Annotated in this window: 26 protein-coding genes and 2 tRNA genes; 20 read left to right on the top strand and 8 right to left on the bottom strand. The window is 61.9% G+C overall.

Annotated features, from left to right (window positions below):
- Positions 1-149: 149 nt before the first annotated feature.
- The 3 genes from GR212_RS14655 to GR212_RS14665 all read right to left on the bottom strand — a co-directional run bounded on the left by GR212_RS14655 (position 150) and on the right by GR212_RS14665 (position 1,649).
- A tRNA-Gln gene (locus GR212_RS14655) sits at positions 150-223 on the bottom strand.
- Between the two features lie 237 nt (positions 224-460).
- A complete protein-coding gene (locus GR212_RS14660; protein ID WP_163987294.1) occupies positions 461-1,096 on the bottom strand; it encodes an NrsF family protein in 636 nt (211 codons plus the stop codon).
- Complete coding sequence (locus GR212_RS14665) at positions 1,083-1,649, bottom strand: sigma-70 family RNA polymerase sigma factor (protein ID WP_163987295.1); 567 nt, start codon at positions 1,647-1,649, stop codon at positions 1,083-1,085. The genes GR212_RS14660 and GR212_RS14665 overlap by 14 nt, the downstream gene beginning before the upstream one ends.
- 303 nt (positions 1,650-1,952) lie before the next feature.
- Here GR212_RS14665 and GR212_RS14670 point away from each other — a divergent pair, with 303 nt between their 5' ends.
- From GR212_RS14670 to GR212_RS14695, 6 genes are all read left to right on the top strand, one after another.
- Positions 1,953-2,219: a BufA1 family periplasmic bufferin-type metallophore gene (locus GR212_RS14670; RefSeq protein WP_163987296.1), complete on the top strand. Its 267-nt coding sequence runs from the start codon at positions 1,953-1,955 to the stop codon at positions 2,217-2,219.
- Positions 2,220-2,265: 46 nt separating this feature from the next.
- Entirely contained in the window at positions 2,266-2,550 is a 285-nt protein-coding gene (locus GR212_RS14675) for a BufA1 family periplasmic bufferin-type metallophore (RefSeq protein ID WP_163987297.1), read from the top strand.
- Positions 2,551-2,636: 86 nt separating this feature from the next.
- Positions 2,637-3,488 carry an MNIO family bufferin maturase gene (gene bufB, locus GR212_RS14680; protein WP_163987298.1) on the top strand — a complete coding sequence of 284 codons (852 nt, stop codon included), beginning with the start codon at positions 2,637-2,639 and terminating at the stop codon, positions 3,486-3,488.
- A gap of 10 nt (positions 3,489-3,498) precedes the next feature.
- On the top strand, positions 3,499-4,254 hold the full coding sequence (locus GR212_RS14685; RefSeq protein WP_163987299.1) for an HvfC/BufC N-terminal domain-containing protein: 756 nt from the start codon (positions 3,499-3,501) through the stop codon (positions 4,252-4,254).
- Between the two features lie 18 nt (positions 4,255-4,272).
- The gene (locus GR212_RS14690) at positions 4,273-4,758 is read left to right on the top strand and encodes a DoxX family protein (RefSeq protein ID WP_163987300.1); all 486 of its coding nucleotides are present in this window, start codon (positions 4,273-4,275) and stop codon (positions 4,756-4,758) included.
- A 454-nt stretch (positions 4,759-5,212) separates the two neighbouring features.
- The gene (locus tag GR212_RS14695; protein ID WP_163987301.1) at positions 5,213-6,136 is read left to right on the top strand and encodes a DUF1003 domain-containing protein; all 924 of its coding nucleotides are present in this window, start codon (positions 5,213-5,215) and stop codon (positions 6,134-6,136) included.
- 140 nt (positions 6,137-6,276) lie between these two features.
- On the opposite strand, the gene GR212_RS14700 is transcribed toward GR212_RS14695, so the two are convergent.
- Entirely contained in the window at positions 6,277-7,458 is a 1,182-nt protein-coding gene (locus GR212_RS14700) for a TCR/Tet family MFS transporter (protein WP_163987302.1), read from the bottom strand.
- A 75-nt stretch (positions 7,459-7,533) separates the two neighbouring features.
- Here GR212_RS14700 and GR212_RS14705 point away from each other — a divergent pair, with 75 nt between their 5' ends.
- Positions 7,534-8,244 (top strand): TetR/AcrR family transcriptional regulator C-terminal domain-containing protein, encoded by a 711-nt coding sequence (locus GR212_RS14705; RefSeq protein ID WP_163987303.1) that lies wholly within the window; start codon positions 7,534-7,536, stop codon positions 8,242-8,244.
- Here GR212_RS14705 and GR212_RS14710 read toward each other — a convergent pair.
- On the bottom strand, positions 8,176-8,961 hold the full coding sequence (locus GR212_RS14710) for a flavin reductase family protein (RefSeq protein ID WP_246725758.1): 786 nt from the start codon (positions 8,959-8,961) through the stop codon (positions 8,176-8,178). The two genes, GR212_RS14705 and GR212_RS14710, sit on opposite strands and share 69 nt — an antisense overlap.
- A gap of 33 nt (positions 8,962-8,994) precedes the next feature.
- Positions 8,995-10,365, bottom strand: coding sequence for a GGDEF domain-containing protein (locus tag GR212_RS14715; protein ID WP_163987304.1), 1,371 nt, complete (start codon positions 10,363-10,365; stop codon positions 8,995-8,997).
- 530 nt (positions 10,366-10,895) lie between these two features.
- Here GR212_RS14715 and GR212_RS14720 point away from each other — a divergent pair.
- Genes GR212_RS14720 through GR212_RS14730 form a run of 3 tightly spaced genes read left to right on the top strand, consistent with a single transcriptional unit; the run spans position 10,896 to position 14,650 of the window.
- A complete protein-coding gene (locus GR212_RS14720; RefSeq protein WP_163987305.1) occupies positions 10,896-11,966 on the top strand; it encodes an ABC transporter ATP-binding protein in 1,071 nt (356 codons plus the stop codon).
- Positions 11,967-11,998: 32 nt separating this feature from the next.
- Positions 11,999-12,958, top strand: coding sequence for an ABC transporter substrate-binding protein (locus tag GR212_RS14725; protein WP_163987306.1), 960 nt, complete (start codon positions 11,999-12,001; stop codon positions 12,956-12,958).
- Positions 12,959-12,970: 12 nt separating this feature from the next.
- Complete coding sequence (locus tag GR212_RS14730) at positions 12,971-14,650, top strand: ABC transporter permease (protein WP_163987307.1); 1,680 nt, start codon at positions 12,971-12,973, stop codon at positions 14,648-14,650.
- 37 nt (positions 14,651-14,687) lie between these two features.
- Here GR212_RS14730 and GR212_RS14735 read toward each other — a convergent pair whose 3' ends face one another.
- Positions 14,688-15,149 (bottom strand): winged helix-turn-helix transcriptional regulator, encoded by a 462-nt coding sequence (locus GR212_RS14735; RefSeq protein WP_163987308.1) that lies wholly within the window; start codon positions 15,147-15,149, stop codon positions 14,688-14,690.
- A 156-nt stretch (positions 15,150-15,305) separates the two neighbouring features.
- On the opposite strand from GR212_RS14735, the gene GR212_RS14740 reads away from it, so the two are divergent.
- Positions 15,306-16,226, top strand: a complete 921-nt coding sequence (locus GR212_RS14740; RefSeq protein WP_163987309.1) for an alpha/beta fold hydrolase — start codon at positions 15,306-15,308, stop codon at positions 16,224-16,226.
- Between the two features lie 209 nt (positions 16,227-16,435).
- Positions 16,436-16,831, top strand: a complete 396-nt coding sequence (locus GR212_RS14745) for a cupin domain-containing protein (protein WP_163987310.1) — start codon at positions 16,436-16,438, stop codon at positions 16,829-16,831.
- A 1,000-nt stretch (positions 16,832-17,831) separates the two neighbouring features.
- Here the strand turns inward: GR212_RS14745 and GR212_RS14750 are convergent.
- Positions 17,832-17,921: transfer RNA gene (locus GR212_RS14750), tRNA-Ser, on the bottom strand.
- Positions 17,922-18,228: 307 nt separating this feature from the next.
- Here GR212_RS14750 and rplU point away from each other — a divergent pair.
- The 8 genes from rplU (at position 18,229) to GR212_RS14790 (ending at position 24,626) form a co-directional block, all read left to right on the top strand.
- A complete protein-coding gene (rplU, locus tag GR212_RS14755; RefSeq protein ID WP_047634068.1) occupies positions 18,229-18,546 on the top strand; it encodes a 50S ribosomal protein L21 in 318 nt (105 codons plus the stop codon).
- A 32-nt stretch (positions 18,547-18,578) separates the two neighbouring features.
- On the top strand, positions 18,579-18,848 hold the full coding sequence (rpmA, locus tag GR212_RS14760; RefSeq protein ID WP_163987311.1) for a 50S ribosomal protein L27: 270 nt from the start codon (positions 18,579-18,581) through the stop codon (positions 18,846-18,848).
- Positions 18,849-18,977: 129 nt separating this feature from the next.
- Complete coding sequence (locus tag GR212_RS14765) at positions 18,978-19,613, top strand: GNAT family N-acetyltransferase (RefSeq protein WP_163987312.1); 636 nt, start codon at positions 18,978-18,980, stop codon at positions 19,611-19,613.
- Complete coding sequence (locus tag GR212_RS14770; protein ID WP_163987313.1) at positions 19,610-20,197, top strand: GNAT family N-acetyltransferase; 588 nt, start codon at positions 19,610-19,612, stop codon at positions 20,195-20,197. Before GR212_RS14765 ends, GR212_RS14770 begins: the two co-directional genes overlap by 4 nt.
- 267 nt (positions 20,198-20,464) lie before the next feature.
- Positions 20,465-21,565, top strand: a complete 1,101-nt coding sequence (gene obgE, locus GR212_RS14775; RefSeq protein ID WP_163987314.1) for a GTPase ObgE — start codon at positions 20,465-20,467, stop codon at positions 21,563-21,565.
- Positions 21,562-22,731, top strand: coding sequence for a glutamate 5-kinase (gene proB / locus GR212_RS14780; protein ID WP_163987315.1), 1,170 nt, complete (start codon positions 21,562-21,564; stop codon positions 22,729-22,731). The genes obgE and proB overlap by 4 nt, the downstream gene beginning before the upstream one ends.
- Positions 22,724-24,007 carry a glutamate-5-semialdehyde dehydrogenase gene (locus GR212_RS14785; protein ID WP_163987316.1) on the top strand — a complete coding sequence of 428 codons (1,284 nt, stop codon included), beginning with the start codon at positions 22,724-22,726 and terminating at the stop codon, positions 24,005-24,007. Before proB ends, GR212_RS14785 begins: the two co-directional genes overlap by 8 nt.
- A gap of 37 nt (positions 24,008-24,044) precedes the next feature.
- Entirely contained in the window at positions 24,045-24,626 is a 582-nt protein-coding gene (locus tag GR212_RS14790; RefSeq protein WP_246725775.1) for a nicotinate-nucleotide adenylyltransferase, read from the top strand.
- Positions 24,627-24,688 lie beyond the last annotated feature (62 nt).

Below are 24,688 nucleotides of genomic sequence, written 5' to 3' on the forward strand. Positions count from 1 at the left end.
AGTAGGCCATACATAGACGAAGATCGCAATCTTCTCGCGAAACTTCAGTTTCAGAAAACACGACAGAGAGGCAAAACCAGATTTCCCCACAACGAACACGTCGCGGCAGAACCGGCAAACAATCAACGAATTCAGTGAAGGCGCGGGATTGGCTGGGGAACCTGGACTCGAACCAAGATTAACGGAGTCAGAGTCCGTCGTTCTACCATTGAACTATTCCCCATCGACCGCTGGACATTGTATGTCCGGCGGGGAAAGCATGGCCTCTATAATCGAATTTTCCGCGGATGCAAACACTTTAACGCGGGCAGGCGCAATTTTTTGGAGGATCGGCACGGCGAGCGATGGTAGCCCCGAAGTTCGGTGTTTGCGGCGGATATTCCAGACCTTGCCGTCGTTGCCGTTCCAAAGCCCGATCGAGGAAAACCCCTCTCCTGCTCGGCGGATGCGGCAGCCGCTTTCACCAGCGCAGAATGCGCTTGCCGAGGACGTATCCCACGGCTGTCACCAGGGCAATCGCGATCGGATACCAGAGCAGCACGAAAAGCGGGCTGTCATCCGTGCAGTTGGAGGCATAGAAGGTCGCGGCGATGCCGCTGGCGGCAAGCCCGGCGACGGCGCCGGCCACGCCCGGCTTTTCCGGCGCGCTATAGCGCAGCGCCAGAAGAAAGCAGGCGAGGGGGCCAATCGACAGCAGCGGAATGAGCGTCAGGCAGAAACGGGCATTGTGCCCGATCATTCGCGCACTCCAGCTGTCGGACGGCATGACGGCCATTTCGACGGCAGCGGCCGCAAGCAGCAAGAGAGGTGCCGCCAGGAGCGCCCAGCCCGAGACGCGCAACGACGTGCCCGGCCGCCCGATGCGGAAGACGACGGCGCAGGCCGTCACGGCAAGCGCGATCGTCACGACGAACTTGAACAGGAAGCGTATGGTTTGCATTGCGGTGTCTATGTCGGCGCGAAAGCCGATCATGGCGAAGAACAGACCGCCGCTGATCAGGATGCCCGCGACGACCGCAATGGTCAGGGCCTTGCCGATCCGCATGCGGACCGGCGCGTCCTGCGCCAGAAGATTGATGAGGTCATCGGTTTTCACTGGTTTCACTCCGATAGAGGGCCGCAAGCGCCTTCAGCGCGCGGTGCAACGCCACACGCACCGCCCCTTCCGTCATCTTCAGCCGGTCCGCCGTCTCCCGCACGCTGCTTCCCTCGACGGAAATCGAGCGCACGATCGTTTTCTGCGGGTCCTTCAACTGTTCCAACATACGATCGACATCGAACCGATCCATGGAGTCGGTATGCTCTTCCGCCTCGAGAAAATCGATCACGTCATCGATCGGCACACTCACATGTCTCCCACGCCGGCGCAGGCTGTCGATCAGCTTGTTGCGCACGATCGTCGACAGCCAGGGTCCGATCGGTCGCGATGAATCCCATGTGCCGCGCTTCAGATGGATAGCCAGCAGCACCTCCTGAACCACATCCTCGGCCTCGCTCACGGGCGCACCCAGCTGATCGCAGCGCCTTCGCGCCATAGTGCGCAGATGCGGCGTCACCGCGGACAGGAAACGGTGGTAGGCCTGCGCATCGCCGCTGATGGCGGCGCGCATCCAGACTGCCCATTCCTCTTCGCGCGCCGAATGATTCATCCGACATCTCCTCTACGCGGGACCGCAGGAATTCGTTACCGGCAACGGCACTTATTTTTCAAGCCCTTTCTCCTTCCTCAGGGCTATCGAATTCAGGCGCCTTTCGCCCGTGCACGTATCAGGCTCATATCTTGCCATGCCGGTATATGCAAAAGTCGGATAACCTATCCAGGCCGATAGCCGGCACAGTAAGGTTGAAGCCGTCTCGAAAAATTTCCGATACGGCTGTAACATCTGCCCGCGACGCTCCGTAGACCTTGATGCAAGCCAATGACGGCTCGCATCCATTGAGGAGACAGATCCATGAAGAACAGCATCATCACTCTGGCTATCGCGGGCTCGATCGCATCGGCACTGGCATCCATCGCCGTCCCGGCATCGGCAGCCGACTCCAAGGAAAAATGCTACGGCGTTGCCCTCAAGGGCCAGAACGATTGCGCCGCCGGCAAGCATGATTGCGCCGGCAAGTCGACGATGAACTACGACAAGATGTCCTTCAAGCTCGTTCCCACCGGCAGCTGCGTCTCCATGAAGACCCCGAAGGGCCATGGCTCGCTGACCCCGGCGTGATCGGAAATCGGACCAACGGTCAACCACCTGTCGTAAGGAGTTTCTCATGAGCAAGATGTCCGCACTCGCCTTGGCCGCATCGGTCGCAACCGCGGTGACGCTGGTCGCCGGCGCAACGACCGCCTCGGCCGCAGACGCCAAGGAAAAATGCTACGGCATCGCCCTCAAGGGCCAGAACGATTGCGCCGCCGGCCCCGGCACGACCTGCGCCGGCACATCGAAGGTCGATTATCAGCGCAACTCGTGGAAGCTGGTTCCCGGCGGGACCTGTGAAGCGATCAAGACGCCGAACGGTCACGGCACCTTGGCACAGGGTCCGGCGCCGGTCTGACAAGGCAGCGCGAACGCGTGGGCGGCGCATCTTCTCACAGGCGCCGCCCGCCTCCCGAACGGAACATTCTACCCCGGAGGCCCGCAATGAAACCGTCAGAACTTCCCCGTCGCGCCGGCGTCGGCTTCAAGCCCGAGCATTTCGCCGCGATCGATGCCGCCAGCCAGCCGATCGGCTTCTTCGAGGTCCATGCGGAGAACTATATGGGTGCCGGCGGGCCGCCGCATGCCCAGCTCGGCAGGCTTCGCCGGGATTATGCCCTGTCCATTCATGGTGTCGGCCTTTCCGTCGGCTCGATGCAGCCGTTGGATACGGACCATCTTGCCCGCCTGAAGATCGTTTGCGACCGCTACGAGCCCGAAAGCTTTTCGGAGCACCTGGCTTGGTCGAGCCACGACACGACCTTTCTCAACGATCTGCTGCCCCTGCCCTACACCGAGGCGACCCTCGCGCAGGTCTGCGCCCATGTCGATCAGGTCCAGACGCTGCTTGGCCGCCGGATGCTGCTGGAGAATCCGGCTACCTATCTGCTCTTCGAGGAAAGCACGATAGAGGAAACGGATTTTCTGGCCGAAGTCGCCAGGCGCACGGGCTGCGGCCTGCTGCTCGACGTCAACAACGTCTTTGTTGCCGCCACCAACCATCGCATGGATCCCGGCGCCTATCTCAAGCGCTTTCCGGTGCAATGGGTGCGCGAAATCCATCTGAGCGGCCATTCGGAAACCATCGACGATTCAGGCGCGCCGCTCCTGATCGACAGCCATGATACACCGGTGAAGGATCCCGTCTGGGAGCTTTACGAGGAGCTCATCGGCCGCACGGGGCCGATCGCCAGCCTGGTCGAATGGGACAACGACGTGCCGGAATGGCCTGTCCTGAGGGCCGAGGCCGAGGCTGCCGACGCCATCCTGAAACGCGCCGCGCGCCGGGCGGCCTGAGGAGGAGACGATGTCTCTCGCCACTCAAAACGAATTCGCCGCAGCGCTCGTCGATCCCGGCTTGGCCGTGCCCGAAGGGTTGACGGCCTGGAACGGCCCCCGGCCTGAGCGGCGCTTCGCCGTGTATCGCAACAATGTCGCCGTCGGCCTGAGCGGTGCGCTCGCCTCGCGTTTTCCGGCGGCACAGAGGATCGTCGGGGAGGAATTCTTCGCCGCCATGGCGTATGAATTCATCGGGCTGCATCCGCCGCGATCGCCGCTGCTGCTTGCCTATGGCGATGATTTCCCGGACTTCGTGGAGGCTTTCGAGCCGGCGCGGGAAATCGCCTATCTGCCCGATGTCATGAGATTGGAGGCAGCCCGGGGTCGGGCCTATCACGCCGCCGATGCAATGCCGCTTGATGCCGCTCTGCTGGCGAGCGTCGAACCGGCGGGGCTGGCCGAGATGGGCCTGGTGCCGCATCCCTCCGCCTCCGTGCTGCGCTCCGCATACCCGGCCGTCACCATCTGGGCGATGAATACCGGTGAAATCGAGCTCGGCGATATTGCCGACTGGATGGCCGAGGATGCCCTCGTCGTTCGCCCGCAGATGATCGTCGAGGTCCATCGCCTGCCGCCAGGCGGCGCGACCTTTCTGGAGCGACTATTTTCCGGCGACGATCTTGGCCGCGCCTTCGAGGCTGCTCTTGCCGAAGCCGCGGATTTCGATCTTTCCGCCAACCTCGCCGGCGCGTTCACGGCGGGCGCTTTCATGGCCATCCGCTGAACGCCAAGGAGACCCGACATGCAGGACCAGATGATGACGGCCGCTTCGGCCGAACGCGAAACCGTGCCGCAAAGGTTCTATGGCGCCCTGAGACTTCTCGACAGCATTCCGCATGACCTGATCGCGCTTGTCGCGCGGCTGTCGATTGCCGCCGTCTTCTGGCAATCGGGCCAGACCAAGGTCGATGGCTGGCACGTCACCGACAATGCCGTCTATCTCTTCCAGACGGAATATAAGCTGCCGCTGGTCGATCCCTGGATCGCCGCCCATATTGCCGCCTTCAGCGAGCATTTCTTTCCCTTCCTGCTCGTCATCGGCCTCGCGAGCCGGCTTTCCGCGCTGGCGCTGCTCGGCATGACGCTGGTGATCGAGATCTTCGTCTATCCTGATGCCTGGCCGACACACGGCACATGGGCGACCTGCTTTCTGGTGATCATCGCCGGCGGGCCCGGGCGGATCGCGCTCGACCACCTGATCGCCAGATGGTTCGTCCGCGCATCCTAGGGCCGCAGGAGGAGAGCGCCGAATTCGAACGGCGCTCTGACATAGAGGCTATCCTTTCCGCACTTTTGCAAAATCCGCGACTGCAGGCCCGCCGTCCTGTTGTCGCGGTGTAATCCTTTGAAACTTTGATATTTATTCGCACTATTAAATATATACTGCGACACGGTAGACGGATGTCTCCCAACGTCGATCAAGAGGGCGAGCGATCAACGCGATTGAAGCGAAACGGTCGTCTGCAGGCTTGAACGATCCGGCTGACACAAAGAGATTCTGGAACAGTGCATTTCATTTGCCGTTGCTTAGGATAAAGGCGCTAAAAATCCAGAGGCGCAGATGGAAGAACGAAGATTGCGGACGCCTAGCGGCGGCTGCGATTCCGATAGTCTTCTAACAGTCATATTCCTGTTCGCATTATTGGTTAGATGAGCGAAAAACGTCAAAGAAAGCCCCTTATATGACAGAAGCGAAAACCTTTGATCCGGCGGAAGGCATAGTCGATTTCGATGCGGGCGAGGGCGAAACCCCGACCGTGGTCGAGATGGACGACTATACCAAGAGCCTCGCCCAGGCGAAGGCCAAGTCCGTCAAGCTTATCGACGCCATCACCGGGCAGGTGCTGAAGAAAAAAGATGCGGTCCACGTCGATGATCTTCGCCCCTCGCTGGCGGATTTCATGCGGCTGAAGCATCCCGAACTTCGCGCCGACGACTATATCAGCCGCAAGGTCATGGACGATTATCGCGCCCAGTATATCGCCGAGCTTCTGACCGACGAGCGCGGCGAGCTTTCCACCCTCGAGGACGAGGTGGTCGAGAGCCTGAAGACGCATGATACGCTCGCCGAGAATATTGAAGAGGATTATGAGGATCACCGCTCCATCGGCGACCGGATGGCCGACGGGGTCGCGATATTCGGCGGCAGCTGGACCTTCATCATCTCCTTCTGCCTGTTTCTCGCGGTCTGGATGGCTATCAATCTCCTGATGGGCGAGAGGCAGGCCTTCGACGCCTATCCGTTCATCCTTCTCAATCTGGTCCTCTCGACCATCGCGGCACTGCAGGCGCCGATCATCATGATGAGCCAGCGCCGCCAGGAAGAGAAAGATCGCCTGCGCGCCCTCAACGACTACAAGGTCAACCTGAAGGCCGAACTGGAAATCCGCCATCTGCATGAAAAGGTCGACCATCTCCTCAATCGCCAATGGGAGCGGCTGACCGAGATCCAGCAGATCCAGATCGAGATGATGCTGGAACAGGCCAAGGCCGCCACGCGCGCGATCAAGGCCAACAAGGCGGCGAAGGCAAAGACCGGGGCACTGAAGAGCCTGTTCAGCAAGGTCAAGGACCCCGATCCGGATCCGGACGAATCCTTGAATTGAGCCGCGGGTAACGCGCGATGCCATGGCCCTCGGCCACGGCATCGCCGCATCGTCGGCCATCCAGCGAGCGTCTATCGATCACCCCGCCGAGCATTCTTAACGGCGAACCGTCTTGCAGAGAGACAACGCCTTCAGGAGATTCATGCGCCCGCTGCCCGCCGCCTGTTTGCGAGCAGAACCAGCATGCATATGAGCAGCAGCGAAGCGCCGAGAACCCACACCAATCCTGGAAAGACCTCTCTCGACGCGAAATAGATCTCGCTGATCGCCAGCGGTGCTATCATCGAGGCGAGGCTCGTCAAGCTGCCCAGCACACCCTGCAGGCGCCCCTGCTCGTCCGCAGCCACCCGTTTTGTCATCAGGGACAGCAGCGCGGGCTGACCGATCCCCCCGAGGCAGAAGAGGGGAAACAGCAGGAAGGCGACGAAACCGCGCGTGGCAAAAGCAATCGCGATATAGGCCGCACTGTCGCAGATCATTGCGACGACGAGCGCGCTGCGCTCACCCCAGCGTTCGCTCAACGGGCCGGCGACGAAAGCCTGGGCCAAGGCGTGGAAAAAGCCGAAACCGGCGAGAGACAGGCCGACGGTCGCGGTATCCCAGCTGAACTTGTCCTGACCGTAGAGCACCCAGACGGTGCCGCCGACCTCGCCGACGATGCTGAGGACGATGAAGATCGACAGCAGCGGCAGCAACGCCGGAAAGGCACCGATCCAGCGCAACGGCGCCAGCGGATGAAATGCGGCCGGGTCGATCCGCTCCGGCTTCACCGTCCGCGTCTCCGGCAGCACGAGCAGCGCGACGATGAAATTCACCATCACAAGCAGCGCAGCGGCAACGAACGGCGCCCGCACGGAAATCGTGCCCAGCATCCCACCGATGACCGGCCCTAGAATGAAGCCGACGCCGAAACACGCGCTGAGAAGCCCGAAGGCGCGGGTCCGCCGCTCGGGTGGAGTGATGTCGGTGAGGCAGGCGGTCGCCACGGCGGCATTGGCCGCCGTCAGGCCGGCGATACCCCGTCCGAGGAACAGCCACCAGAAGCCCGGCGCCCACGCCATGAAGGCATAGTCGATCATGCCGCCCGCCAGTGAAACGAGCAGCACCGGCCTGCGGCCATAGCGATCGCTCAGCGTCCCGAGGATGGGTGAGGCCAGAAACTGCAACGCGGCATAGAGCGACAGGAACGCGCCATAGCGCCAGCTGAGATCCGTCGTATGCGCGACGCTGCGGAGAAGCTCCGGCAGGATCGGCATGACCAGGCCCGTGCCGGCAGCATCGAGAACGACGACGGCCAGAATCGTCCAAAGCATCTTGTTCATAGCAGAAAACTTATCATTGATAAGGAACTTTATCGGCGATAAATTATCTGCGGGAGACTGTCAATCGGAGACGCAATGAAAATCGATCGGGATCAGATCGTCGATGCGGCGCTGACCATCTTGAACGAGGTCGGTATCGACAAGTTGTCGACGCGGCTGATCGCGCAGCGCCTCGGGGTTCAGCAGCCGGCGCTCTACTGGCATTTCAAAGGCAAGCATGCCTTGCTGGCGGCCATGAACACCGAGATGCTGAAGCGAAGCCATACTCGCAACATTCCTGTGCCTGGGGAGAGCTGGCAGGAATTCCTGCGCGCCAATGCCCGCAGCTTCCGCTCTGCTTTGCTGGCCTGGCGTGACGGCGCGCGCGTTCACGCGGGAACGGAGGCTGACCCCTCGCATCTCGATGCTATCGAAGCCCAGCTTGAATGCTTGCTCGCCGCCGGCTTCGATCCCGGAAGAGCTCTGGAAATTCAGATTGCGATTGGCCGCTATGTGGTGGGATGCGTGCTCGAAGAACAGGCGGATGGCGCCGATCCTTCGGACCAAGCCGCGCTCGACGCTGCGGCTGAACGCCACCCCAATCTTGCCAGAGCCCTGGCGTTCTACCGCGCCAGCGGTCACGAGGCCCTCTTTGAAGCTGGCCTGGAGCTGCTGATCGGCGGCGCTGGAGCCGCTGGGGGAGTTGGCGTTCGCTGCGACGGCTTTATCCGGACTGCATCATCTTTCGGCCTTGAAGGTACGGCCGAGATCCGGTCCCGTGCCGAAGTAATGTCGAAACACGTATAGCAGCGGGCTCCAGCGACTTGTGTCGATATGGTTGGTGCCGGCAATCACGATATCCCTGTGCGCGTGGACGCGAACGACTTTCGCTTCGACGATCCAGAAAGCCTCCGGACGCTCCAAGGGCCATTCCGCACCGGGAGAATGCGCCGCCACGACCTCCGCTTCGAATTGAATCGGGCATTCGGCGATACGCGGCGGCCGAACGAGATCGGCTGCTTGAGGTGTCAGGCCCGCCACGTCGAATTTGTCGGCCTCGAAACGATAGCCGTTTTTCTCCTTATGCGGGGGAACCGGGTCGCGACCGGTTGTCGGAGCGATCGCCTCGATCTTCGGCCACAGGTCCGGCGACGGAAAATTCAACACCAGCTGCCGCTCGCGCATGAGATTTTCCCGGCCCTTGCTTGTCGATGTCAAACCCAGAACGACACGGTCGAAGAGGCTCCAGACGGAGGACATGGGAGAAATATTCGTCGTGCCGTCAGGATTGAGGCTCGTAATCAGCGCCACGGGCGTACCGACATAGAGCACGCTGGGCTTGATCTCGATGTGCTCGTGGTCGCCTTCACCAGCAGCTAATTCGGTCTTGTTCGTCAACATCGCAAACTCTCCTCTGAGAGTTCCAGTGTAGTCGATCGGAACCCGCGACAGTTCGGCGACGAACGAACTGTCGCGCCGGCGCTCGAAACGATCGGCGTCAGCCAGCCGAACGCTGCCGGGCATGAGGTCAAGCCCGGCGGTGCCCCCTCATCTTCGTCAGGATTCCGGCGCCAGCGTCACCCTGTTCCGGCCGCCTTCCTTTGCCTCGTACACGGCCTTGTCGGCACGCGCGAGGATGCGCTCGTAGTCGAGCTCGCCCTTGAAGGCGGCAACGCCGATGCTGGCGGTGACGGCAAATTTGCCGCCATCGGCAAGCGGGATCGACAGTTTCGCTATTTCCGAGCGGATCTTCTCGGCAACCTGGAGGCCCATCGCCTCGTCGCACTCGACAAGCACGATCAGCATCTCCTCGCCGCCATAGCGGAAGACGAAATCGGTCTGGCGAACGGTTTCGGTGATCGCGGCAGCGACGGACCTGAGCGCCAGGTCGCCGACCTTGTGGCCATGCGTGTCGTTGATGGTCTTGAAGTGATCGATATCCAGCAGCAAGACGCAGAAACCGGCGGCGGCGGACACCTTCTGCAGCTGTATCTCGCGCATCATCACGGACGGCATGAACCGGCGCGTCAGCAGCTGCGTCAGGGGATCGCGGCCGCTTTCAACCTCGATATGCGCCTCGAAGATACTGTTCAGCAGGAACTTTATCGCAGACAGCTCCTCTTCGATCCGCCCCGCGGCATCGCTGATCTGCGACCTGTCGCCAAAGCTGACGCGCTCCAGCGCCGGAACGAGCTCATTGTCGATGCGGTTGACGAGCTGCTTGATGAGTTCGAGTTTCGGCTGGCGCTCGAACAGAATATGCGCCTTGTGGTTCAACCACAGGCCGAACTCGCTTTTCCAGAGCCGAGGGAGCTCGCTGGAAGCGGCGTTCTGATAAAAGGCGGCCAGGATGCCGTGGCCCCATTCCATCAGCGCGGCCCTTTGCCGTTCCCGTTCCATCCCGAGGTTCTGACCCAGCAGGTGCAGGCGATAGGCTTCGTTCACCCGCGCATTGGAAGCGACGCCCTTCTGATAGCTGGCTTCGCGGACTTCCAGGGCAATATCGAACAGCCCGATGACGAAGGTCATCGCATCGACAAGCTGCTGACGGGAGACATCGGCCTCGGCCAGATGCCGCAAAAACCAGAGCTTGATCTTGCGGATCGACCGCGAGACGGCGTGCGGCGGAAAACCGATGCGCGCCATCGTGTCGCCCAGGCTATCCTGCTCGGAGAAAAATATCTCGCCCGAAGTGGCATTCGGATCGACGAGCTTCTTCATCCATTCCAGGAACCGGTCGGTGAATGCGGTCAGGTTGGTGCTCTCCCCGATCAGGGATGCCAGGTCCGGATCTCCTTCCAGATAGGCTCTATAACGCTGCTTCAACTCGTCTTCATAGTCATGGACGATCGAATAGACGATCTGGTGCGTTTCCGTCGACGTCTGCTCGACGAGACTGTTCCATTCCCGCGCGATACGTTCAGGCATTACGGTGCTTTCTCGGCTCAAAGATCGATTCCCTGATGTTGTGCCATTCGATCGGCCCCCTGCCCTTGAGACCGGAGTTCCGAAGCACACTCATCGCAACGAATTCTACCTCCGTCTCGAAGCCGCAAAGGAGTTCAAGAATCGACGGGCAAGATAACCTGCCGCCGGATTTCCACCCGAGCAATTCGATTGCAGATCGAAGCGAACTGGAATTGAACAACCGAGTCGGGTCGCTCAATAACCCATTGAAGGGAAGAGTAAACCCCTTTAGTCATACTAAATGGGAATGGCTGTATTGCCGATCTAATCGATCAAAAGCTTATTATTAGTAAAATAGCGGTCATCGACAACCGCTATGGTCTGCGATCAACTTGCGCAGGCCGCGGATGTATCTGTCCTCCTTTGTGAGAGGATTGTCGTGCCATCCGCCTCCATCGCGGCACGCAGTAAATTCGTCACACCATTGTCACGCAGTTGTCATGCGGCGCCTCTACTCAGGCTTGTAGTTTTTCGAAACGCTGAATTTTTAGATGACAAGTGACGCAAACCGAATCCAGGCTGCCGTTTCGGCAACGGGATTGGAACTTCATTACGACAAGACGATCGTTCTGGGCGGTATCGATCTGTCGCTTGCCAGGGGACAGACGCTCGCGCTGCTCGGCCCGTCCGGCTGCGGCAAGACGACCCTTCTGCGTCTGGTCGCCGGCCTTCTCGCTCCGACCAAGGGCAGGATCAGCATTTCCGGTCAAGTGGTTGCCGATGCGGCGACGGGGACTTTTGTGCCGCCGGAGAAGCGCAATCTCGGCATGGTCTTTCAGGATTATGCCCTCTGGCCGCACCTGACGGTCGGCGGCAACGTCTCCTTTCCGCTCGAAATGCGCGGCGTCCCGAAGGCGGAACGGGAAAAGCGCACCATGCGGGCGCTTGAACGCGTCGGCCTTGCCGCCCTTGCGCAGCGACGCCCGAGCGATCTTTCCGGCGGCCAGCAGCAGCGTGTCGCGATTGCCCGCGCTATCGTCGCCGAGCCGCAGCTGATCCTGTTCGACGAGCCGCTCTCCAACCTCGATCGCGAATTGCGCGAAAACATGGTCGGCGAGCTTGCCGCGCTCATCGCCACGCTCGGCCTGACGGCGATCTACGTCACGCACGATCACAGCGAAGCCCTGACGCTGGCCGACGAAGTCGCCATCATGCGGTCAGGCGAAATTGCCCAGCTCGCCTCGCCGGATATCCTGATCGAAAGCCCGGCCTCGCCCGAGGTCGCCGAGTTCCTGCGGCTCGGCAGCACGGCCGACCTGGAATGGCGCGACAATGGCTGGCGGCTGACGGGAAGTCCGCATGTGCTGTCGGACGCGGCGCGGCCCGGCCAGCAGAAAGCCAGAATTCTCATCCCCACGCGCGCCATTTCGCTTGGCGAGACCGCATGGCCGAATCTGCCGGCGACAGCCCTGCGTTCGCATTTTCGGGGAGACGGCCATCTCGTCACCGCCGTGCCGCACGGCACGACCGGCGTCGAGCTTCAGGTTCTGAGCCCGGTCAAAATTCGCCCCGGAGAACTGATCGGTCTTTCGGTCGATGCCAACAGCATCCTGTGGTTCTAGCAGGACCATCACGAAGCCATAGAGAGGAAATCATGTTTAAATCTTTGAAAACAATAGCAATTGTTGCACTATCGACCGCCCTTCTGGGCGGCGTCGCCCATGCCGATATCACCGTCTACACCGCCGGCCCGCAGAACCTCATCGACAAGCTTTCCGCCGGCTTCACCGCTCAGACCGGCATCAAGGTCAATGTCTTCCAGGCAACGACCGGCAAGGTCATGGCCCGCATCGAGGCCGAAGCCGCCAATCCGGCCGTCGACGTGCTGATCTCGGCATCCTGGGATACGGCCACCGATTTCGCCAAGCGCGGCTGGCTGGTTTCCTATACCAGCCCGAACGCTGAAAAGGTTCCGGCATTCCTGAAGTCGGACACCGCGGTCGCTCAGGGCATTTCGGCTCTCGGCATCGCCTGGAACACCAAGAGCGGCACGCCTGAGCCGAAGGAATGGGCCGATCTCGCCAAGCCCGAGTTCAAGGATCTCGTCAATATTCCCGATCCCGCCCAGTCCGGCTCCTCCTTCGAGCTGACCGCCGCGCTCGGCGCCAAGGACAACGACAAGCTCTTCAAGGATCTCAAGGACAACGGCGCCATCATCGCCGGCGCCAATGCCGAAGCGCTGAACCCGGTGCTGCAGGGCGCCAAGGCCGCCGTCTTCGGCGCGGTCGACTACATCACCTTGGCCGCCAAGGCCAAGGGCGAAAGCATCGACGTCATCTTCCCGCAGTCAGGCACCGTCATCGCGCCGCGCCCGGTCATGATCCTGAACTGGTCCAAGCATCAGGACGAAGCCAAGAAGTTCGTCGACTACATGCTCTCCGATGAAGGGCAGAAGCTCGTCGCCGACACGTATCTGATGCCGGCCCGCTCCGATATCCCGGCCTCGCGTCCGCTGATGAGCGATCTGAAGCTGCTCGATTACGACGTCAACGCCGTCTACGGCAAGCGCAAGGAAATCCTGAAGCAGATCGGCGATCTGTTCGGCGGCAAGTAAGGCTTCACGAGAATGAATGCAAAGGGAACAGGCGCTCCGGTGCCGGCAGCTTGGCTCGCAGCCCTGGGGCTGGTCATTATCGTCGCCTTTCCCTTCGCCGCCGTCGTGCTGCAGGCGGTCTTTCCCTCTTTGGGGCAAGGCTCGTTTGCGGCGCCCTTCTCGGCCATCGGCAAAACGCTGGCCGACGAAGCGCTGATCGGCATGACGGCGAATACGATCATTCTCGGCTGCGCCGTCGTTCTCGCCTCGGCACTGATCGCAGTCCCCCTGGGCGTGCTGCGCGCGCTTTATCGCATTCCCTTCGCGCCGATGTGGGACGTGCTTCTGCTGACGCCGTTCATGATCCCGCCCTATATCGCGACGCTCGGCTGGATCATGACGCTGCAGCCACGCGGCTATCTCCAGCAGATCGCCGGTTTCAATTTGGCCCCAACCCTCTTCTCGCTCGCAGGCATGACCGTGGTCATGACCTTCAACACCTTTCCGGTCGTCTATTTCGCCGTCTCGCGCACAGTCGAGGCCGTGGGTGCCCGCTATGCCGATGTCGGCCGCGTCTTCGGCGCCTCGCCGGCACGCGCCTTCTGGCGCATCACGCTGCCGCTATCCGCCCCCGGCCTTGCCGCCAGCCTGCTGCTGGTGTTCGCCGCCGCGATCGAGGAATACGGCACACCCGCCGCACTCGGCCGCCGCGCCGGTTTCCAGGTTCTCGTGACCGGTATCGACACCCGCATCGGCGATTGGCCGATCGATCTGCCGGGCGCGGCCGTCCTGTCGCTGACCCTCGTCGTCATCTCGCTGATCGCCTTCCTCATCCAGCGCCGGATCCTGTCGCGACGCTCCTACCAGACGGTGAGCGGCAAGCCGCAGAACAAGGACAAGCGCCCGCTCGGAGCAATGACGGCACCGGTCCTGCTGGCCTTCGGCATCGTCTCCTTCCTTGCGACCGGCGTGCCCATGCTTGCGATCCTCGCAACCGCCCTCTCGAAAACGATCTCGCGCGGCCTCGTCGTCGACAATCTCGGCCTCGACAATTTCGCAGCCGTCTTCGGCAACAGCGCCGGCGCCCTCGCCGCCCTTGGCAATAGCCTGGCGCTCGGCATCGGCACCGCCGTCATCACCGGCCTGATCGGCGTCATGGCCGCCTATACCGTCGTGAAGACGAAAATGCGCGGCCGCATGCTGATCGACATCATGACCGTGCTGCCCAATGCCCTGCCCGGCATCGTCGTCGCCGTCGGCCTGATTCTCGTCTGGAACATGCCCGGCCTGCCGTTCACGCCCTACAATACCGCCCTCATCCTGCTGCTCGCCTATTGCTGCATCCTGCTGCCGCAGACGGCGCGCTATTCGTCCGCCGCCTTCCAGCAGATCGGCGACAACCTCGAGGCCGCCGCCCGCGTTTCCGGCGCCGGTACGCTGACGGTCTTCCGCCGCATCCTGCTGCCGCTGGTGCTGCCGAGCCTGGCATCGGCCATGCTGCTCGTCTTCGCGCTTGCCTCCCGCGAACTCGTCGCCTCGATCGTGCTGGCACCTGTCGGCATGCAGACCATCGCCACCTTCATCTGGCGGCAATTCGAGCAGGGCTCCATCGGCCTCGGCATGGCGATGGCCTTCGTGACCATCATCCTGACGACGCTGATCCCGCTTCTCTTTCTTTCGCTCCTGCGCCGAAGCGGTCTGGTCGCCGAATAAGCAGCGAACGACGCCCGCCGGGACTTTGCCGGCTAACTTATCTGCTCCCGCTTTCCGGCGGCGCCACGACCACCGTGTCCTCCGCCATCAGCATGCGCCCATCCTGGGCACGCAGCTCCAGCCGCCGCACCGGTTGATTGGTCTTCCGGTCGACCAGCATCACATGCGGCTCATCCGGCTGGAAGAAGAAATCCTCACCCCATTGGCGAAGTGCGACCAGCAGCGGAAACAGGCCGAGCCCCTTCTGGGTCAGCACATATTCCTGATAGGGGCTGCCGTCCGATGCCGGCACGGTATCGAGGATGCCGTGAGCGACGAGATTGCGCAGCCGGGCCGAGAGGATGTTCTTGGCAAGGCCGAGACTCTTCTGAAATTCTCCGAAACGGCGCAGGCCATCGAAGGCATCGCGGACGATCAGCAGCGACCACCAGTCGCCGATCGCATCCAGCGGCCGTGCAACCCCGCACAGGGAATCCTTGTGGCTTACTCTCTTGGCCATCCGACCCGCCCTCGCTTCCTTCCGATCTTTGCCGGCGCCTCATCCCACCGTGAACAAGTGCCCGCCGAGCCGGCTCAACATAGCGGTTGCAAATTAAAACTACAAGGACTACAGAAATCATGGTTTCAAATTAAAACCACATATGGAGAGCAACCTATGATTCCTTCGGATGCGACATTCGCCGGCACCTTTCCCTTCGCGCCGCGCTTCACCGAGGCGCCTGGTTTCCGGATGCACTACGTCGATGAAGGACCGCGTGATGGCGAGGTCGTCCTCTGCCTGCACGGCGAGCCGACCTGGGGCTATTTGTTTCGCCATCTCATTTCGACATTGAGCCGAACATACCGCGTCGTCGTTCCCGACCATATGGGCTTCGGCAAGAGCGAAACGCCGGCCGGCCGCAGCTATTGGCTGCAGGACCATGTCGCAAATCTCGAAGCCTTCGTGCTCGCGCTCGACCTTACCGGCATCACCCTTGTCATGCATGATTTCGGCGGCCCCGTCGGCATGGGCTTTGCCGCCCGCCACCCCGATCGCATCCGCCGTATCGTCTCGGCCAACGGGCCGACACCCTTCGGCCAGCCAGACCTCTTCGACCGGCTGGTGGCGAACGCAGCCGTATCGCCGTGGTTCCAATGGATCGCCAGGGCCGCGGCAGACGGCACACTTGAGCCCGTGCTCGGCAATCTCGGCTTCAACATTCTCAGCACGCTCAAGCTCAACGGCTTCGAGAACAACGCCATCATCACCGACACCTGGATCGATGCCTACGGCGCTCCCTTCGCAACGCAGGCCGATTGTCTCGGCGCGCTCGGCTGGGCCAGGGGCTTCGCGAACGACGCCCACCGCTTCGAAACGCCCACCCCGGCGGCCGACCGCACCATCCGCGACAAGCCGGCTCTGGCAATATGGGGCGAGGCGGACAGGACGCTTCATGCCGGGCATTTCCTGCCGCTCTTCTCCGCCATCTTCCCGTCCGGCCACATCGAGCGGCTCGCGGGCGTCGGACACTATTGCTTTGAAGATGCGCCGGATGCGATCTCGGAGCTGATCTCCGACTTTCTTCGGCGGACCTGAGCCCCGCATCTGGCAACAAGACCGGATCGAAACGCGGGAACGGGAGGGCCGTCCCGTTCCCGCGCGCAGCCATCTCCCTTCGACGTTGCCTTTCATCGGAACAAGTCCCGGCATGCCGGCGGGCGCCGCGTCCAAGACCAGCCCGATTGACATTCCCTGCCGTTGTGACACCGTTCCGGACCGTTGCTGACACACTGTTTCGAGGCGAAATGACCAAGCGATCGCAAGCTGTCATCACCACTGCAGAAGAACGCCCCCGCGACGGATGGAACGATCCGGTCCATGGCCGCATATCCTGGCATACGCTGCTCAGCAGCGACATCACCCCCACCGACAGCATGAGCGCCGGTATCGCCGAACTTGGGCCCGGCGACGAGCTCAAGCCGCATCGGCATGATCCGTCGGAAATCTATTTCATCGTCGAGGGATCCGGTATCGTGCGGATCGACGGCGAGGAGACGACGGTCAGGGCCGGCACGACGGTCTTCATCCCCGGCAATGCCGAACACGGCATTCGCAACGAATCAGGCGCTATCCTGAAATTCTTCTACGTCTTCCCAACGGGGTCGTTTGCGGACGTGGTCTATCGCTTCCCGGAGAACTGACGGCGCCGCCGGCCCATCGTGGAATATACGCGGAATCGGGGCGGCCCGAGCCGCCCTTTCGTTAAAACCATCGGGCGCTGTAAGTTGACTTCCCGCCTTTCATCGAACCCCGGTCGCTTTCACCCCTGCTTGTGCTGGTCACGGTGTTGCGTTGCATGCCGGATGCCAGCTGGGCCAGACCGCCGGTCTCGACCGTGGACCGTTCGGTTTCCGACTCAGACCGCAAGGCTGCGAACGCGGCCATGACGAATGTGACCGGCGCCAAGACGGCAACGATGTTTTCCTCGAAAGCCTCCTTGGTTCGAACCGCGCCGGATAGGCGCGGGAACCTGGCGTGGAGGCGTCGGCAGCCGATAAACATGGGACACATGCCCTATTTCGGCGCGACAAAGGCCTGCGAAATCATGGCTCGGTTTGACATGTCGAGGCCACGGCCGCCGATCAGGCACCTTTGACGATCGGCATCAAACGATCAATTGTTGCCGCCTTGGCGCGGTATCCTGCGATGATGACCACCACCCGATCGACCATCATGACGGTATCCGGGACGATGCCCGGAATATTGAGGCCTGCCCGGACGATTATAATGGCGGCGATCGCCGCGGTAGCGATAGGAATTATAGCGATATCCGGGCCGATAGTGGTCACGGCTGCCGATGATTACACCGCCGCCGCTATAATAACCACTGCTATATCCCTCGTATCCGTAAGACCCGCCACCCTCGACGCAGCTCGATAGAGACAAGCCGGCGAGACCAAGAACAGCAGCCACAAGCAGAGATTTCAGTTGCATGGACATTCCTCCTACGCAGGGATGTAGATAAACCTATCCTGTCGTCAATGGAACGAGAATCACGCAACCCCAACCTGATTAGGACAAAAGACCCCCAGTATCATCATGGTCGTCCACGCATGGCCGGGAAACAAACGGAATTTGAGGGGCGCGGTTGTCGATAAATCAGGGAATATACGGCGATACTGGCCTGTCACAGAAAGCAAATGGCGGAGAGGGTGGGATTTGAACCCACGATACCCTTGCAGGTATGCCGCATTTCGAGTGCGGTGCATTCGACCACTCTGCCACCTCTCCGGTTATGCTGGTCGGCGCTTGTTCGGCGCGGGCTGTCTCATAGCGACAGACGGGAAGGATGGCAAGGGCGAATATGAAAGCTTTTCATCCTTTTGCCTTGACAGATCAGGGACGCTTATATATCCCGTGCGGCGCAATAGGTGTGGATAAGTCCGCGCCTGGCCAGCCCGGCCTTTTGGCGGGGCTTCACCGGCAGAATTTTTTGAGGGCCTGAGGCCTTTGGAATCCCTGCTAAGTTTCGACTGATAAAAAGACGGCCGCTCGTCCTTGAGGCGAGAGAGCCGGAACGAACATGAAAGGATAAAAAATGTTCGCAGTCATCAAGACCGGCGGTAAGCAGTATCGCGTGGCAGCCAACGACGTGCTGACCATCGAGAAGCTCGAAGTCACCGCCGGCGGCACCGTAGAATTCACCGAAGTCCTCGTTATCGGCGAAGGCGCCGACGCTGCGATTGGTGCTCCCTTCGTTCAGGGCGCTTCCGTCAAGGCCGAAGTGGTCGAGCACAACCGCGGCAAGAAGGTCATCGCCTTCAAGAAGCGCCGTCGTCAGAACTCGAAGCGTTCGCGCGGCCATCGCCAGCACCACACTGTTGTCCGCATCACGGACATCGTGGCTGCCAAGTAAGTAACGGGATCAGGGTTTAAAGGAGAACTCCAATGGCACACAAAAAAGCTGGCGGTTCCTCGCGCAACGGTCGCGATTCCGAATCCAAGCGCCTTGGCGTGAAGAAGTTCGGCGGCGAAACCGTCATCGCAGGCAACATTATCGTGCGTCAGCGCGGTACGCAGTGGCATCCGGGCACCAATGTCGGTCTCGGCAAGGATCACACGATTTTTGCGCTTACGGCAGGCAACGTGAATTACCGTACGAAGGCCAACGGCCGCGTATACGTATCTGTAATGCCAAAAGCGGAAGCAGCGGAATAAGCCGGTAGCGCTCTAAAACAGCCGGCGTCTCATCGACCCGGCTGACCGCATCAGGTTCAGACCAGAAAAAAGGGGAGATGGGACGCCATCTCCCCTTTTTCTTTACCCTCAACCAAGGAGGACTGAACCATGCAAGGCGAATTGTTAAGGGAAGACCAATCACGGTCTCCCGAAGAACGGCTGAGGCCGGATAGGTTAAGGACCGATTGCCCCGTCTTACTGTCGGAAAGGCTCGTTCTGCGCGCGCCCCACGAAGAAGACATCGACGCCCTTGCCCATCTCGCCAACAACGCCAATGTCGCTACTATGGTATCGCGTATGCCGCACCCGTATACGACCAATGATGCCGCCGATTTCGTGCGACGCACGAAACTTGGCGAGATTGGCAAGTGCGTCTATGCGATTACGAAAGCTGAAAATGGCGCCTTTCTCGGATGCTGCGGTGTCGAGCCGACGGCCGACCCCCGCACCGTCGAGATCGGCTACTGGCTGGGCGAACCCCACTGGAACCAGGGCTACACGACGGAAGCCGCACACGCCCTGATCGACATGGTCTTCCGCACGCGCGAAAACGTCGCCCAGATCGACGCCCGGTGCCGGGTCATGAACGTCGCTTCGAGACGGGTCGTCCAGAAGTGCGGCTTCCAGTTCCAGGGTTCCGGTCTTGCCGCGTCCCTGGCGCTCGGCGGCACCGTGCCGGTCGAGTGGTACAGGCTCGACCGCAAGACCTGGATATCGTTGCGCAGCTGGGGAGGCTTGAGATGAACGCACTCGCCCTCACCAGCCGCAACGCCAGGATCCTGATGCCCGGCCCGACGCCTGTCATCCAGACCGGTCGGCTGACCCTGCGCCCGCACAGGCTCGGCGATGCGGACGCGATTGCGGAATCGCTCTCCGATTTTGCCGTCACCCGCATGCTGGCCCGCGTGCCCGCGCCATACGATCGGCAGGATGCGCTGGACTGGCTGGTCGAGCACACCTCCGGTCTGGGCATGGATTGGGAACTTGCCATCACCGAGCGGGATGATGCCCATGTCGGCTGCGTCGGCATCGAGCTCCGCCACGGCCGCTGGCACCTCGGTTACTGGCTGAACCGCTACTACTGGCGGCAAGGCATCATGACCGAGGCGGTCAAGGCCGCGCTCGAACGCTTTGCCCGCCGCATGCCCGAAGTCGCCGTCCATTCCGGCGCCTTCGCCGACAATCCGGCATCGCTCAAGCTGCAGCAGAAGCTCGGCTTCGAGATCACCGGTTGCTCGGAGATCTACAGCTTCGCCCGCAACACCATGGTTCCGCATATCGAAACCGTGTTGAGGCCGGGCGCGCTGCGGCTCTCGCAGGCGGCATGAAGCCCTGAAAATCAGCCATCGCCGGCCCCGCCGGCGATGGCGCCACGCCAATCGCGCTGTTCTTGATGTTATGACACGTCGGCTGCACGATATTCTTTGACCTTAGCCCGAAGCGCCTATATCGAAGGCGCATGACGGGTAAATGGCCGGCCGATGCGTCCGTATGGATGCGCAAAGGACGGCTGAAATCGATAAAGAGCGCATAGGCTTTTCCCAGTCCCATTCGATGCGAAGGGATATGCGCCGACACCGGGTGACGGACGTAAGATGAAATTTCTCGATGAAGCAAAAGTCTATATTCGCTCAGGCGACGGCGGCGCGGGCAGCGTCTCCTTCCGGCGCGAGAAGTTCATCGAATTCGGCGGGCCGGATGGCGGCGATGGCGGCCGCGGCGGCGATGTCTGGGTCGAAGCCGTCAACGGTCTCAACACGCTGATCGACTTCCGTTATCAGCAGCATTTCAAGGCCACGATCGGCACGCACGGCATGGGCAAGAACCGCGCCGGCGCCAAAGGCGAAGACGTGACGCTGAAGGTGCCTGTCGGCACGCAGATCTTCGAGGAAGACGGGGAAACCCTGATCTGCGACATCACGCAGGAAGGCCAGCGCTTCCGCCTCGCCGCCGGCGGCAATGGCGGCTTCGGCAACGCCTATTTCAAATCCTCGGTCAATCAGGCGCCGGACTGGGCCAATCCCGGCCTGCCGGGCGAAGAAAAGACCATCTGGCTGCGGCTGAAGCTCATCGCCGACGCCGGCCTCGTCGGCCTGCCGAATGCGGGCAAATCGACCTTTCTCGCAGCCGTCAGCCGTGCCCGGCCGAAGATAGCCAACTATCCGTTCACGACGCTTCATCCCAATCTCGGCGTCGCCACCATCGACGGCCAGGAATTCATTCTTGCCGATATTCCCGGCCTGATCGAAGGCGCGCATGAGGGCGTCGGCATCGGCGACCGCTTCCTCGGCCATGTCGAGCGCACACGCGTGCTGCTGCATCTGGTCTCCGCCCAGGAAGAAAAGGTCGGCAAGGCCTACAAGACCGTGAAGCACGAGCTTGAAGCCTACGGCAACAGCATTCCCGACAAGCCTGAAATCGTGGCGCTGTCGCAGATCGACGTGGTGGACGAGGAAACGCTGAAGAAGAAGACGCGCGAGCTCGCGCGGGCCTGCGGCAGGACGCCGTTCCAGATTTCCGCCGTCACCGGCCGGGGCATGACCGAAGTGCTGCGCGCGCTGCGCGATGTCATTGTCGAAGCCAATTCAGGCGAAGCGGACAAGCCGGCAAAGACGCACAAGCTGCGACACCGCGACATGCAGCTTTCCGACGATGCGGGCGAAGATGAAGGCGAGGACGAGGATCATCAGGGATGACCGCCCGCAAGCCGCTCGACCGTTACCGCCGCATCGTCATCAAGATCGGCTCCGCCCTTCTCGTCGATCGCAAGACCGGCTTGAAGAAATCCTGGCTCGACGGCATGTGCGCCGACATCGCCGCATTGAAGGCCAAGGGCATTGATGTCCTCGTCGTCTCCTCGGGCGCCATCGCGCTCGGGCGCTCGGTGCTCGACCTGCCTTCCGGCGCGCTGAAGCTGGAGGAAAGCCAGGCCGCCGCGGCGGTCGGGCAGATCTCGCTCGCCCGCGCCTGGTCCGAGAGCCTGTCGCATGACGATATCGTTGCCGGCCAGATCCTGCTGACGCTCGGCGACACCGAAGAGCGCCGCCGTTACCTCAACGCCCGCGCCACCATCAATCAGCTTTTGAAGATCGGCGCCGTGCCGATCATCAACGAGAACGACACGGTCGCCACCAGCGAAATCCGCTATGGCGACAATGACCGCCTCGCCGCCCGCGTCGCCACCATGACCGGCGCCGACCTTCTGGTGCTGCTGTCGGACATCGACGGGCTCTATACCGCCCCGCCGCATCTCGATCCGCAGGCGAAATTCCTCGATTCGATCGCGGAGATCACGCCCGAGATCGAGGCCATGGCCGGCGGCGCCGCCTCGGAACTGTCGCGCGGCGGCATGCGCACCAAGATCGATGCCGGCAAGATCGCCACCGGCGCGGGCTGCGCCATGATTATCGCTTCCGGCAAGACCGACCGGCCGCTGAATGCCATCGAGAATGGCGCCCGCTCCTCCTGGTTCGCGCCGTCGGGAACGCCCGTCACCGCCCGCAAGACCTGGATTGCCGGGCAGCTGCAACCAGCCGGCGAACTGCATGTCGATGATGGCGCCGTCACGGCGCTTGGCGCCGGCAAGAGCCTTTTGCCCGCGGGCGTGCGCAAGGTCGTCGGCCACTTCGGCCGCGGCGATACCGTCGCCGTCGTCGGCCCCTCCGGCCGTGAGATCGCCCGCGGCCTTGCCGGCTACGATGCCGAAGAGGCCCGCCAGATCACCGGCCGCAAGTCGGCGGAGATCGAGGCCATCCTCGGCTATGCCGGCCGCGCCGCCATGGTGCATCGCGACGACCTCGTCATGACCGCTTCCGTCAAGACGAAGGCCGAGAAGTTGAAGAAGGATGAAGCCCATGCTTGATACCGTCGCACAAAGCCCCGACATCGATGCGCTGATGAACGATATCGGCCGCAAGGCCCGGGCTGCGTCGCGACCGTTGGCCTTCGCCACCACCGAGAGCAAGAACAAGGCCTTGAGCGCCATGGCGGACGCCATTCTGGCGCGCAAGGATCACATTCTTTCCGAGAACGCCAAGGATTTGAAGGATGTCGAGGGCACCGATATGCTCGCCTCCTTCGTCGATCGCCTGACGCTGAACGACAAACGGGTCGCCGAGATGGCAGAGGGTATTCGCGCCATCGCAGCACTTGCGGACCCGGTGGGTGAGGTCATCGCCGCCTGGGATCGTCCGAACGGGCTGAAGATCGAGCGCGTCCGCACGCCGCTCGGCGTCATCGGCGTCATCTTCGAAAGCCGGCCGAATGTCACTGCCGATGCCGGCGCGCTGTGCCTGAAGGCTGGCAATGCCGTCATCCTGCGCTGCGGCAGCGATTCGCGCCGCTCTTCCCAGGCGATTCATGCCTGCCTGGTCGAAGGGTTGAAGGCGGCGGGCCTGCCCGAGCATGCCATCCAGCTCGTTCCCGTCAGCGACCGCGCCGCCGTCGGCGCCATGCTGCGCGGCCTGGAAGGCAATATCGACGTCATCGTGCCGCGCGGCGGCAAAAGCCTGGTCGCCCGCGTGCAGACCGAGGCCCGCGTGCCGGTCTTTGCCCATCTCGAAGGTCTTTGCCACATCTACATCGATGCCTCGGCCGATCTCGACATGGCGAAAGCCATCGTCGTCAACGCCAAGATGCGCCGCACAGGCATCTGCGGCGCGGCCGAGACGCTTCTGGTCGACAGAAAGGTCGCCTCCACGCATCTGAAACCGCTGCTCGACAACCTCGTCGAAGCAGGCTGCGAAATCCGCGGCTCCGCCGAGGTGCTGAAGCTCATTCCCGGCCTCAAACCGGCGACGGAGGAAGACTGGACGACGGAATATCTGGCGGCCATCATTTCCGTTGCTCTCGTCGACGGCATTTCCGGCGCGATCGATCATATCGGCAAATATTCGTCCAACCATACCGAGGCCGTCATCGCCGAGGATCCCGCGGTGGTCGAGCGCTTCTTCACCGAGATCGACTCGGCGATCCTGCTGCACAATGCCTCGACGCAATTTGCCGATGGCGGCGAATTCGGCATGGGCGCGGAAATCGGCATCGCCACCGGCAAGATGCATGCCCGCGGCCCGGTCGGCGTCGAACAGCTGACCTCCTTCAAATATCGCGTTCGCGGCAACGGACAGATACGGCCCTGACGTGCTGAAAGAAGAGGTCGATCAACGCTATCTGCGCATGCCCCATGCCGAGCGCGGCATGGTGGTCGGTCTTTTCGGCGGCTCGTTCAATCCGCCGCATCGCGGCCATGCGCTCGTGGCCGAGATCGCCATACGCAGGCTCGGCCTCGACCAGCTCTGGTGGATGGTCACGCCGGGCAATCCGCTGAAGAACCACAATCACCTTGCGCCGCTCGCCGAACGCATCGCGCTCAGCGAGCAGATGCTCCACAATCCGCGCATCAAGGTGACGGCATTCGAGCAGGCGCTCGGCATGAGCTACACGGCCAATACGCTGGCGCGCGTGAAGGCGCGCAACAGCCATGTCCACTTCATCTGGATCATGGGTGCCGACAGCCTCAATACGTTTCATCGCTGGCAGAAATGGGAAGAGATTGCCCGCACCTTCCCGATCGCCGTCATCGACCGGCCGGGATCGACGCTATCCTACCTCTCCGCCAAGATGGCAAAGACATTCCACTACGCGCGCGTCGACGAGGATGACGCCCGCGTGCTGTGGAAGAAGCGCGCACCCGCCTGGACCTTCATCCACGGACCACGCTCGGCGCTCAGCTCGACGGCCTTGCGCGCCGCACAATAACCGGATCGAATTTTTGGGATGATTGGAAAATAAAAAGCCCGACGGGGGAGGAGGATCCGTCG

The organism is Martinezella lusitana (assembly GCF_010668395.1).
Classification (GTDB): Bacteria; Pseudomonadota; Alphaproteobacteria; order Rhizobiales; family Rhizobiaceae; genus Rhizobium; species Rhizobium lusitanum_A.

Bases quoted from the DNA above. Each gene is read 5' to 3' on its own strand.
- GR212_RS14665 (WP_163987295.1), bottom strand. From the start codon at position 1,649: ATGAATCATTCGGCGCGCGAAGAGGAATGGGCAGTCTGGATGCGCGCC.
- GR212_RS14675 (WP_163987297.1), top strand. From the start codon at position 2,266: ATGAGCAAGATGTCCGCACTCGCCTTGGCCGCATCGGTCGCAACCGCG.
- GR212_RS14770 (WP_163987313.1), top strand. From the start codon at position 19,610: ATGAACGCACTCGCCCTCACCAGCCGCAACGCCAGGATCCTGATGCCC.
- GR212_RS14685 (WP_163987299.1), top strand. From the start codon at position 3,499: ATGTCTCTCGCCACTCAAAACGAATTCGCCGCAGCGCTCGTCGATCCC.
- GR212_RS14720 (WP_163987305.1), top strand. From the start codon at position 10,896: ATGACAAGTGACGCAAACCGAATCCAGGCTGCCGTTTCGGCAACGGGA.
- GR212_RS14765 (WP_163987312.1), top strand. From the start codon at position 18,978: ATGCAAGGCGAATTGTTAAGGGAAGACCAATCACGGTCTCCCGAAGAA.
- GR212_RS14725 (WP_163987306.1), top strand. From the start codon at position 11,999: ATGTTTAAATCTTTGAAAACAATAGCAATTGTTGCACTATCGACCGCC.
- GR212_RS14740 (WP_163987309.1), top strand. From the start codon at position 15,306: ATGATTCCTTCGGATGCGACATTCGCCGGCACCTTTCCCTTCGCGCCG.
- GR212_RS14730 (WP_163987307.1), top strand. From the start codon at position 12,971: ATGAATGCAAAGGGAACAGGCGCTCCGGTGCCGGCAGCTTGGCTCGCA.
- proB (WP_163987315.1), top strand. From the start codon at position 21,562: ATGACCGCCCGCAAGCCGCTCGACCGTTACCGCCGCATCGTCATCAAG.
- GR212_RS14735 (WP_163987308.1), bottom strand. From the start codon at position 15,149: ATGGCCAAGAGAGTAAGCCACAAGGATTCCCTGTGCGGGGTTGCACGG.
- rpmA (WP_163987311.1), top strand. From the start codon at position 18,579: ATGGCACACAAAAAAGCTGGCGGTTCCTCGCGCAACGGTCGCGATTCC.
- GR212_RS14715 (WP_163987304.1), bottom strand. From the start codon at position 10,365: ATGCCTGAACGTATCGCGCGGGAATGGAACAGTCTCGTCGAGCAGACG.
- GR212_RS14700 (WP_163987302.1), bottom strand. From the start codon at position 7,458: ATGAACAAGATGCTTTGGACGATTCTGGCCGTCGTCGTTCTCGATGCT.
- obgE (WP_163987314.1), top strand. From the start codon at position 20,465: ATGAAATTTCTCGATGAAGCAAAAGTCTATATTCGCTCAGGCGACGGC.
- GR212_RS14745 (WP_163987310.1), top strand. From the start codon at position 16,436: ATGACCAAGCGATCGCAAGCTGTCATCACCACTGCAGAAGAACGCCCC.
- bufB (WP_163987298.1), top strand. From the start codon at position 2,637: ATGAAACCGTCAGAACTTCCCCGTCGCGCCGGCGTCGGCTTCAAGCCC.
- rplU (WP_047634068.1), top strand. From the start codon at position 18,229: ATGTTCGCAGTCATCAAGACCGGCGGTAAGCAGTATCGCGTGGCAGCC.
- GR212_RS14790 (WP_246725775.1), top strand. From the start codon at position 24,045: ATGCCCCATGCCGAGCGCGGCATGGTGGTCGGTCTTTTCGGCGGCTCG.
- GR212_RS14705 (WP_163987303.1), top strand. From the start codon at position 7,534: ATGAAAATCGATCGGGATCAGATCGTCGATGCGGCGCTGACCATCTTG.
- GR212_RS14670 (WP_163987296.1), top strand. From the start codon at position 1,953: ATGAAGAACAGCATCATCACTCTGGCTATCGCGGGCTCGATCGCATCG.
- GR212_RS14690 (WP_163987300.1), top strand. From the start codon at position 4,273: ATGCAGGACCAGATGATGACGGCCGCTTCGGCCGAACGCGAAACCGTG.
- GR212_RS14710 (WP_246725758.1), bottom strand. From the start codon at position 8,961: ATGCCCGGCAGCGTTCGGCTGGCTGACGCCGATCGTTTCGAGCGCCGG.
- GR212_RS14695 (WP_163987301.1), top strand. From the start codon at position 5,213: ATGACAGAAGCGAAAACCTTTGATCCGGCGGAAGGCATAGTCGATTTC.
- GR212_RS14785 (WP_163987316.1), top strand. From the start codon at position 22,724: ATGCTTGATACCGTCGCACAAAGCCCCGACATCGATGCGCTGATGAAC.